The organism is Novipirellula sp. (genome assembly GCF_041583735.1).
Classification (GTDB): Bacteria; Planctomycetota; Planctomycetia; order Pirellulales; family Pirellulaceae; genus Novipirellula.
In genome coordinates, this window is the sequence record NZ_JBFHFD010000282.1 from 1 (window position 1) to 10,329 (window position 10,329).

Here is a 10,329-nt window from a genome sequence, read left to right on the forward strand (position 1 = left end):
AGTGGACATTCGATGATGTCCGCGGTTGTCTATCTGACGCTCGCGGTATTGGTGGTGCCGGTGCTGCGTCAGTTTTGGGTGCGGTTTTATGTCATCGCCGTGGCGATGGCCGTGACCGTCTTGGTCGGTTTTAGCCGCGTCTATATGGGGGTGCACTACCCAACAGACGTGCTGGCAGGGTGGGTCGCGGGTTTAGTGTGGGCGTTATCGTGTTGGTTGATCTCGCGATCGCTAAAGCTGCGTGAATCGCATCTCGCCAAGCCACCCGACTTGCCTCCGCCGAAAGTGTAAGCACTGCATCGCGGCAATACCGATTTAGGGACATGCCCGATTTGTGGACATGCCCGGTTCGGGGGCCCTCGCCTGCGAGAAAGGACGTTAATGCTGCCACCGCGTCTGCGTGAACGTCGCCGATCGACGAACTGTAATCTGCCAACCGGTTGCCGTACGAACGATCACACCCGTAGGCCAAATTGTTTTTGTGTGAATAATTCGCGAGGACGCAGGTCAGATCGTGATGCAGCGTCGTGGCAAAATGGGTGTGTACGAAACGATTTTTAGCGATCATCCGTAGCGAACGATCGTCGATCTGGGGGGACGAACGAGCGGATCGATCGAAGTAGCAGTCGGCGGAGGTTGGCCCGCCAATTGCTTCTAAAGATGGAATGGAAGCAGACGCCAACGAAGGCGATTTTAACATTGTGGTAAGCATTTTATGAGCAACGTCGCCGATCCTATTTCTCCTCAGTGCGTGATCGCGGATGATTTACGCGCATCCCGTGAATTGCTGCGCAGTTGGGTCGCGGAGTGTGGCTACGAATGTACAACGACGGCCAATGGCGAAGATGCATGGGCCGCAGTCAAAAAGTTGCAGCCCCAGCTGATTGTTACCGATATCGAAATGCCCGTCGCCAGCGGACTTGATTTGCTGTGTTCACTGCGACATCATCGATCCGAACAGCTTAAATCCATCCCCGTGATCGTGATCAGCAGTCTGCAGGACGACGACATTCGGTCGTTCGTACAGAGTGCTGGTGGAACGGTGTTCTTAACCAAGCCATTGGACAAAATCCGCACTCAGCAGATCGTCCGGCGATTAGATCAGGTCGCCAGCGTGGCGAACCGCGATTTTCAATACACGGTTCATGAGCAGCCGTGGCCGAACAAACGGATTTCACCAACGCTTCGCCGTCTGTATCGCGAAGTCCAAGAGAACGGACCCAAATTTAGTTGACGCCGTGACTCGATGATCTTGCCTCTGATCACCGTTCCCTCTCGATAACCTTGCCTCTGAAAAATCGAATCTTCTCGCTCACCGAGAAAACTTCGGGAGAGGCATTGCCATCGCGTTGGGATAAATTCTCGCGTGCTCGCCTCTTGGATTCGCCTCTTGGACTCGCTGACGCAGCAATCGGTCGCAGGATTGCGTAGCACGGCATGGTAAATGCGTTTGCTTGCTCGCCAAGCAACGGTGCCCATTTTCTACCAGGCCGCGAGTTGCATGTACTTCAATGTGTCGCTCTCTTCGAAAGGACATGGCGGTTGACCAACCAACGTGATCGCGAATCGGCCACCGGTCGAGTTTTTTTTAGTCTTGGCACTGTGTTGATGGTGTTAGCGTTGCTGTATTTCGGCAAGCCAGTGCTCGTGCCGATCGCTCTGAGCGTGTTGTTGGCGTTCATTCTGACGCCTTTGGTTGTGGTCTTGGAAAAATGGAAATTGGGGCGTTTAGCGGCGGTATTACTGGCTAGCGGGCTTGCATTCGCGATCATTGGATTGGCGACATGGGCATTGGTGTCGCAAGTTCAAACGTTGGCAGCCGATCTGCCCAATCACCAGCAGGAGATCAAGACGAAGCTTGAGTCATTTCAGCTTCGTGAGGATTCGACGGTGAGCAGACTTTCCAACATGTTCAACGAATTGTTTCCCCAGCAAGGTGCGGTGGCGGAACTTGGATCGTCGGATGATGAGATGGCAGTGGTCGAAGAGATTACGACCCCGCCGCCTCAAATTGTGGTCGCCAGTGAACCCGAAAGTCCGTTTACGGCGGCAACCGAGATGTTGTTGCCAATCGTAGAACCGATTGCCAATGCGGCATTGGTGATCGTGTTGGTCATGTTTCTGTTGTTGCGACGCGAAGACATCCGCTACCGATTGATCTCGTTGATGGGGGATGCGGCGTTAACGGGGACCACGCGGTTGATGCGAGACACCGCCGAACGCGTCAGCAAGTATCTGCTGAACTTGTTGTTAGTCAACGCCGGCTTTGGGCTTTGGTTTGGGGTGGGGTTGTATTTGATGGATGTTCCCTACGCTCCGCTGTGGGGATTTCTAACGCTCTGTTTTCGATTTATCCCCTTTCTTGGCAGTCCCGCGTCGGTATTGTTTCCGTTGTTGGTCAGCGTTGCCACGTCGACGGGATGGACGCAACCCATTGCGGTTTTGGTTTTCTTTACCGTCAGCGAACTCGTCACCGGCAACGTGATCGAACCCGTGTTGTTTGGCAAGACCACGGGGCTTACGCCCATTGCGTTGTTGGTTGCGGCTCTATTTTGGGCGTGGGTTTGGGGGCCTGTTGGATTATTGCTGTCGACGCCGCTGACGGTTTGTTTGGTCGTGCTCGGCCAACATTTGCCGCACCTCCGTTCGCTCAAAGTATTGCTTGCCGAGCAGCCCGTATTGGATGCGCGACTTCAATTCTTTCAGCGTTTATTGGCTCAAGATTTTACCGAGGGGCGACGGGTCTACAAGCAATATGCCAACGAGTTTGGTCAGGAACGAGCGTTTGATGAAGTTTTGATCCCTGCGCTCAGTTGGACGCGGATCGAGCGAGGCAAGGATTCGATTAGCGCCGCTGAAGAGCAGTTTATTTGGAAGGCGACACGTGAATCCTTTGCTCTCGACGAGAGTGAGCGCGGCGATGATCCGGAGAGTGATGCGGCGAAGGACCTCCCGCAGATGTCGTCCGAGGATCGACGCAGCGACTCGGTGACCGGCGGCGACGAGAACCAGCCGTGCACTGCTCCGCGTCGACGTCTGTTTGGCCATCCCGTTCACCATGAATCCGAAGAAATCGCGTTGGCAATGTTATCGCGGTTGATCGACGGTGAGTGTGAAGTCGATCTCAGCACGACCAAAGAGTTGCCTTCGAAAGTGGTCGCTGAAATCTCCGAGAGTCATCCTGATATTGTGGTGTTATCGGTGTTGCCACCGGGCGGCTTGCCTCAGTTGAAATACATGTGTAACGAAATTCGGGCGAGTCAGCCATCGGTTCCAATCGTGGTCACTTATCTCGGCAAAATAAAAGACTATGACGAGTTGTTGGTTCGCGTTCGGGAAGCGGGGGCGAGTTATCTGACAACCTCGCTGGCACAAACCAAGCATCAAATTGATGTGCTGCTCAAAGAGATGAATCAAGCGACTGTCGATAGCACGACATCCGATCATCGGAGATCGGTCGATCCCCCCCATTGCAGCATCGAAGAGGCCAATCATGTCTCGTGATGACATTCTCGATGTTGTGTCCAAATGGGAACGTTGGTTGGCTCCGGCGGGGCTGATTGCCGCTCTCGCGTTTTTGATCGGCACCTCATGGATGACTTATCGCAACGTGCAACGTGCCGCCGAGTCGGCGGATTGGGTGTCCCAGTCGCGACAGGTGCTGGCGGTAACGCAGGAAATTCGTGCCGAGTTGAGCCATGCCGAATCGGCGGGACGAGGTTTCTTGCTTTCGGATGACGAGATCTATCGCAACCAATTTGACCGCGCTATTGCCGCAGCGGAACAGCAACAATCCAAGCTGATGCAACTAACGCTCGATAACCCGGAACAGAAAAAGCGAGTCAAATCGCTGTCGAGTTTGATCGAACCGAAGATCGAACTGATGCAACAATTTGTGTTGTCCTATCAGAACCCTGAACCCGACTCGATCGCAGCGGCAGCGGTGCTCCGTGTGGGAACACAACAAATGGCGGACATTCGTGATTTGGTTCATGAGATCGAGCGGGCCGAAGATGAGTTGCTGACGCAGCGTAGTGACGCACTGCAGAATCGTCTTGCAATCACTCGGATTTCGTTACTGCTGTCGACGCTGCTCGCATCGTTGTTGGTGTTGGGGACCTATTATCTGCTTCGTCGACACTGGAATTTGAAGACATCGTCCGCCGATATGTCGCGACGCCATGTTCGTGAAAAGGACGAGCTGGCACGCTATAACCAACGCTTGTTGGAATCGACTGGCGAGGGGATTTATGGCATTGATACCGAAGGGATTTGCACGTTCATGAACCGTGCGGGCGCTTTGATCCTCGGTGGTAAACCGAATGACTTCTTGGGGAAAAATATGCACGAATTAGTGCATCACACCACCGCCGACGGCGATCCCTTTCCCGTTACGGAATGTCCGATTTACAAATCGTCTCGCGTGGGCGATGGTTGCCGTGTGGATGATGAATTGTTTTGGCGACTCGACGGCAAGTCGGTTCCCGTTGAATACTCGTCGTTTCCACTGAAAAATAACGACGTCGTCGAAGGAGCGGTGATCACGTTTAACGACATCACATCGCGGTTGCGGTCACGCCAAGAATTAGAGTTGGCTAAAGAGACAGCCGAAGCCGCTAATGAGTCGAAAAGCCAGTTTTTGGCCAATATGAGTCACGAACTGCGGACGCCTCTGAATGCCGTGATCATGTATAGTGAGCTGTTGGCCGAAGAGGCCGAAGATCAACAGATTCCCGACTTTATTCCTGACCTAAAACGAATTCGCTCGGCGGGGAAACATCTTCTCGAACTTGTTAACGGCGTGCTTGATTTGTCAAAAGTCGAGGCGGGGAAAATGGAATTGTTCCCCGAATCGTTCGAGGTCGCCGATGCGATCGATGAGGTCGTTTCCACGGTCGAAGCCCTCATTGAGAAAAATCAGAATCGCTTGCAAGTCGAGATCGATGACGATGTTTCGACGATGGTCGGGGACGTGATGAAGTTGCGCCAAGTTCTTTACAACCTGTTGTCCAACGCAAGCAAATTTACCGAGAAGGGGCTGATCCGTTTACATGTTTCCCGAGTCGCTGGTGATGACGACGCCGGTAACCATCACGCCGGCAACCATCACGCCGGTAACAACATGGTGCGTTTCGAGGTGACCGATACCGGAATTGGGATGACGCCCGAGCAAGTGACGCAGCTGTTTCAGCCCTTTGTTCAAGTCGATGCCTCGACCACGCGAAAGTACGGTGGGACGGGATTGGGGTTGGCGATCATCAAACGCTTTACCGAATTGATGTGCGGCAGCGTGCAAGTATCAAGTGTCCAGGGCAAAGGGACAACGTTCACCGTGTCATTGCCTGAAAACCTTGACAAGGTTGATATTGCCAAGGCGGCGGAGCAGCGTGACGAATCCGCCGCGATAGCGGAGCCGATATCGGCTCGTCGTGCCGCGCCGTTGGCCGAGAGTGCGAGTGTGGTCTTGGTGATCGATGATGATCCGGCGATCCGTGATATTTTGACACGAGTGTTGGTGGCCGAAGGAATTCGCCCGGTCACCGCTGCCGACGGGGCCGAGGGACTAGCCCGCGCCAAACAGTGCCATCCCGATTTAATCATCTTGGATGTGATGATGCCCAAGGTGGATGGTTGGTCGGTGTTGGCTTCACTGAAAGCGGACAACGATCTGGCGGATATTCCCGTGATCATGCAGTCGGTCAAAGACGACCACGATTTGGGGTTCATGCTTGGCGCGTCCGAATATTTGGTCAAGCCAATCGATCGACAAAAACTCGTTTCGATGCTGCGGCGGTACATGCAGAGCGACCAATCCTATGTGTTGTTGGTCGAAGATGATGAAACCACGCGACGAGCGGTCGCCCGCACTCTCGAAGACCAAGGTTGGCGAGTGATCCAGGCCGGCAATGGCCGCGAAGCATTGGATTGTGTGCGTGGTGAAATTCCAGCAGTGGTTTTGCTCGATTTAATGATGCCGGAAATGGATGGTTTCGAGTTTTTGGAAGTGGTGCGTGCGGATCCCCAGTGGATTTCCATTCCGGTGGTGGTGCTGACCGCGATGGAGCTGACGAGCGAGGATCACGCTCGGCTAAACGGCAGCGTCGAGCGGATCTTAGCCAAAGGTTCGCTGAGTCGCGGGAAATTGTTAGACGAAGTGCGCCATTTAGTGACCCATTTGACCCGGCGGCCCGCGAAGCAATCGACGGAGTCCGGGGCGATCAAGGCCGAGTCGAACAAAGAAATTGAAAAACAACAATCAACGGCGCAGTAGTTGCCTATCAAGTGATTGTCCTGATGCGGAAAACGACAGTGAAGCCGATAGGGGCGAAAGATGGCAGGCAAAACCTGTGACTTCACCGGGCCGCTGCAAAACAAAATCAATAAAGGAACAACCGATGCCTCGTATTTTGATTGTCGACGACAACGACGATAACCGTGATGTCTTGAAACGTCGACTCGAGCGACGCGGTTTTGACATTGTCACAGCCACCGGCGGGAAGGACGGGATTGAACATGCCCAAGCGGATGGTCCCGACGTGATCCTGATGGACATGAATATGCCCGAGCTCGACGGCTGGGAAGCAACGAAGCAGATTCGCGAACAAGGGATCACGGTACCGGTGATCGCATTGACTGCCCATGCGATGACGGGCGATCGTGAGCGAGCGATCGAAGCGGGATGTACTGAATATCACACCAAGCCGGTGGAGATGGACAAGTTGTTGTCGCTCATTGAACACCTGCTGAGTGTTTCATAATGGATTGGCAACGGTTGCCAATGAAAATTTGCTTAAATTTATTTCTTGTATGAGATGTTTGCGATGATACGAGTGGATGTGGGAAGTGACCTCGTTTACGACGTCCGTTCTCCGAGTACGTTTCTGCTGCAGATTGCGGCCGCGACCACGGCACATCAAAGGGTTGTTTCCGAAGAACTCACCTTTGACCCCACGCTGAACGTTGAACAATATCGAGTTGGCGGCGAAGGCAATCGCATGCACCGGATTGTTGTTGATCCATGTACCTTAAATGTGAAATACCGAGCGACGATTGAATTGACGCCCGATGTGGATCCATCGACCGCGGTGAACGAATCGAATGTTTCAGAAATGCCACCTGATGTATTGACTTATCTCAATCCAAGTCGGTATTGCGAGAGTGACCTGCTGTTGCGTTTCGCATTTGAAGAGTTTGGCACGCTGGACCGCGGGTTTACGCGAGTCCAGGCGGTTTGTGATTGGGTGAACCATCATCTCGATTACACGCCCGGCAGCACCAATGCGACGACGACCGCGGCCGATGTGTTGGTGCAACGGACCGGCGTGTGTCGTGACTACGCTCATTTAACGATCGCCCTATGCCGCGGCATTGGGATTCCGGCACGCTACGTTGCTGGGTACGCCGTCGATTTGCAGCCACCCGATTTTCACGGATTCGTGGAAGCTTATCTCGGAGGACAATGGTACTTATTCGATCCCACAAAATTGGCACCGATCAGCGGGTTGGTTCGCATCGGTGTCGGACGTGATGCGGCGGATGTGTCGATCGCGACCATTACCGGCAACACCAATTTGACGTCCCAGGACGTGTGGGCCAACACCGCGGCGGACGTCCAAGAATCGCCTGAAAACGAGCAGCCGCCCGCTGTCTCGACCGCCTGAGCGACAGGCGAGACGCATGCGATAAAACGGGGATGTGCGGCGGGCGCCCAGTTTGATTGTTTTTCACACAGGCGGCTTCGCTCGCCGCATCAACCGATTCACCGCGGCAGCGGATCTCGATGAATCTTCCCGAATTGATTCGCCCGAATTGATTCGACTGTACCGATCCGCTTCATTCATCGGTACGCCAATTGCAACGGTTGCTGTTTTGGTTAACGACAGCGAGCCCGATGGTTTTGAAAAACGTCAATTGTTTCAAACCACATCGTGGCGAAATGTTAGCAATGGCGACGGTGTTTGCTAACGCTGGATCTACAAAATACCCACTTTCCCAAAACAGGTGACTCATGGTTACGAAACAAGAAATTAGCGGCAAATGGAATTCGATTACCGGAGCCGTCAAGAAGAAATACGGACAGATCACTGATGACGAACTGAGCCAAGTCGAAGGCGATACCGATCAATTGATCGGGTTGATTCAACAGAAAACCGGCCAGGGTCGCGAGCAGGTCGAAGCGTTTCTGAGCGAGGCTTGCCAAAACTGTGATTCGAACTCGGGCAACTTTTCGGAGATGGCTTCGAACTATGCCGAAACCGCCAGCGAAACCGTTCGTGAAGGTTATGAACAAGTCGCTCGGCGGGCACGCGAAGGCTATGAGCAATCGGCCGAAGTGCTCGCACAACGTCCGCTTGAATCGGTGGTGGCGGCCTTGGGCGTCGGTTTGATCACTGGAATCGCGATTGGGATCTCAATCGCAAGTCGCCGGCAACCCGAACCTTCGTGGCGTGATCGCTGGTCACGCTAGGTTTTGTCGCATTCGATGGGCTGCACAGGCGACGGATAACGATCGCATGTCCCTGTCATCTCGTTCACCCCTTGACCGTTTTCCCACACAAATTTCAATGAAGGATCTTATTCATGAATTCACCGACAATGCGTAGCGAAACGTCGAACCGACGATCAGAGTCGACTGCGTCACCTAGCACCCAGGCTGCAGCCGAAAAACTGCAGCAGTGCAGCACTCATTATGTCACCGAGCCTGCCAAAGACATCATGGGACGGCTGAGCGAGTACGCACACGAAAAACCCGATGTCGCTGCGATGTGGTGCTTCGGGTTGGGCTTGATCGTGGGTTGGAAGTTGCGAGGCTAAGCCAGTAAACAAGTGATTTAATCAGCGTTTTCGCTTTTTGATTGAGTCGTGTGACCTCATTGGGTTGCACGACTTTTTTCTTGTTTGAACTCGCCTTTTTCTTGTTGGTGACGGTCTGGTTACGGCCGCAGATGCCGTCAGTGGTGGCAACGGCACAACGTTTGCTTTCCGACTTGCTTTTAGTCGCATCGTGCCCATTCGTTCGGCGGTGCCCGGAGACTCTCAACCTCGCTTCGTCCCGTTTTCGGCGAGTGGGGTTGGCAGCGATGGCAATGGCCTTTGTGCCCCTGCGGAAGGTGACGATTCAAGACGGTAGAATCAATTTACAACCTTAGCAAATTCATAAGCAAACAACGCAGGACCAGCAAATGCCTCTTTCTATCGGACAGCCGCAAACGACTTCGTTTGCCAAGCGGGCGTTTCATGTTTTCAGGGCTTGGATGAAACAGCCGAGCCAGGTTGCTACGATTTGTCCAAGCTCGCCCTTTTTGCTGGACAACATTGCTGACCGCGAATGTGTCCGCCGAGCTTCGTCGGTGGTCGAACTTGGCCCAGGTGCCGGGGGAACCACGTTGTCGCTATTGTCACAAATGCGTCCGGACGCACGCCTGCTTGCGATTGAAAAAACGGATGCCTTTCGCGAAGCGTTAGACGAAATTGCTGATCCGCGATTCACACCCCAGATCGGCGACGCGACTGATCTATTGGCGTTGCTTGAACAGCATCAATTTGGACGCCCCGACGTGATCGTTTCAGGGGTCCCTTTCAGCGCGATTCCACCCTCTGTAGCGAAGGATCTCGTGCACGCGATCCATCAAGTGCTAAAGCCTGGGGGTGAATTTATTGCCTATCAAGTTCGTTCGGATGTCGAACGTTTTGCTCGCCCGCTGTTTGGTCCCGCCGAGACCGAGTTCATCCCGATCAATATTCCGCCATTGACCGTGTTCACATGGCGAAAAATCGAATCGCCCTCGATGGTGCGGGACATCGCGTAACACCCTCTGCTAACTCCCGTTTGACGTCAAACGGAAGTGTTTTTATAGCGGAGCGAGGTAAACGTTAAACATTCGACTCGCTGCGACCGTTTGACTGTCTCCACGCCGCTCTTCGGTTAGCCATTTGGGCGAACGCAGTGAAGTCGTTTCTCGTCGCGACCTTCGCCAGCAGGTGGTGAAGCAGGTGGTGAATTGCATTCGCGTGGCAACCCTCCACGCACTGGCGTGCGTCGCGTACAAAACGTAAATGCCGGGGTTCGCCTCCTCTCGATGCTTCACAACGTTGCGTTTGGGGGCCAGCCACAAGCGTCATCCAGACCTTGTGATCTGAGTTGCCATCAACCACGCTGCGGGGTGATTGAGCAGGGCGAGAGTTTTTCGGAGGAGTTTTGGTCGAAATTGGCAATTAATTGCCTGTCGATCAAAGTTGGCACGGTGCTTGCAAATGGTTGCCCGTTAACCGGACTGTTGCTTGTCGAATCACCGTTTGTTTGTGCTGCCGGTCACCAACGAACTGTTG

Annotated in this window: 10 protein-coding genes; all 10 read left to right on the top strand. The window is 53.8% G+C overall.

The genetic code is table 11. The annotated features are described in order from the left end of the window. The coding region (locus ABX962_RS19615) for a phosphatase PAP2 family protein (protein WP_372721722.1) at nucleotides 1-291 on the top strand (291 nt) is incomplete at its 5' end. Nucleotides 292-715: 424 nt separating this feature from the next. Further along, nucleotides 716-1,234, top strand: a complete 519-nt coding sequence (locus tag ABX962_RS19620; protein WP_372721723.1) for a PleD family two-component system response regulator — start codon at nucleotides 716-718, stop codon at nucleotides 1,232-1,234. Between the two features lie 308 nt (nucleotides 1,235-1,542). After that, on the top strand, nucleotides 1,543-3,504 hold the full coding sequence (locus ABX962_RS19625; RefSeq protein WP_372721724.1) for an AI-2E family transporter: 1,962 nt from the start codon (nucleotides 1,543-1,545) through the stop codon (nucleotides 3,502-3,504). Continuing rightward, a complete protein-coding gene (locus ABX962_RS19630) occupies nucleotides 3,494-6,271 on the top strand; it encodes a response regulator (protein WP_372721725.1) in 2,778 nt (925 codons plus the stop codon). The genes ABX962_RS19625 and ABX962_RS19630 overlap by 11 nt, the downstream gene beginning before the upstream one ends. A 124-nt stretch (nucleotides 6,272-6,395) precedes the next feature. Beyond that, nucleotides 6,396-6,758: a response regulator gene (locus tag ABX962_RS19635; RefSeq protein WP_372721726.1), complete on the top strand. Its 363-nt coding sequence runs from the start codon at nucleotides 6,396-6,398 to the stop codon at nucleotides 6,756-6,758. Nucleotides 6,759-6,821: 63 nt separating this feature from the next. Next, nucleotides 6,822-7,661: a transglutaminase family protein gene (locus tag ABX962_RS19640; protein WP_372721727.1), complete on the top strand. Its 840-nt coding sequence runs from the start codon at nucleotides 6,822-6,824 to the stop codon at nucleotides 7,659-7,661. Between the two features lie 52 nt (nucleotides 7,662-7,713). After that, on the top strand, nucleotides 7,714-7,965 hold the full coding sequence (locus tag ABX962_RS19645) for a hypothetical protein (RefSeq protein WP_372721728.1): 252 nt from the start codon (nucleotides 7,714-7,716) through the stop codon (nucleotides 7,963-7,965). A 43-nt stretch (nucleotides 7,966-8,008) separates the two neighbouring features. Then, nucleotides 8,009-8,467 carry a CsbD family protein gene (locus ABX962_RS19650; protein ID WP_372721729.1) on the top strand — a complete coding sequence of 153 codons (459 nt, stop codon included), beginning with the start codon at nucleotides 8,009-8,011 and terminating at the stop codon, nucleotides 8,465-8,467. A 113-nt stretch (nucleotides 8,468-8,580) separates the two neighbouring features. Then, entirely contained in the window at nucleotides 8,581-8,814 is a 234-nt protein-coding gene (locus tag ABX962_RS19655) for a hypothetical protein (RefSeq protein ID WP_372721730.1), read from the top strand. 368 nt (nucleotides 8,815-9,182) lie between these two features. After that, on the top strand, nucleotides 9,183-9,809 hold the full coding sequence (locus ABX962_RS19660; RefSeq protein WP_372721731.1) for a class I SAM-dependent methyltransferase: 627 nt from the start codon (nucleotides 9,183-9,185) through the stop codon (nucleotides 9,807-9,809). Nucleotides 9,810-10,329: the final 520 nt, after the last annotated feature.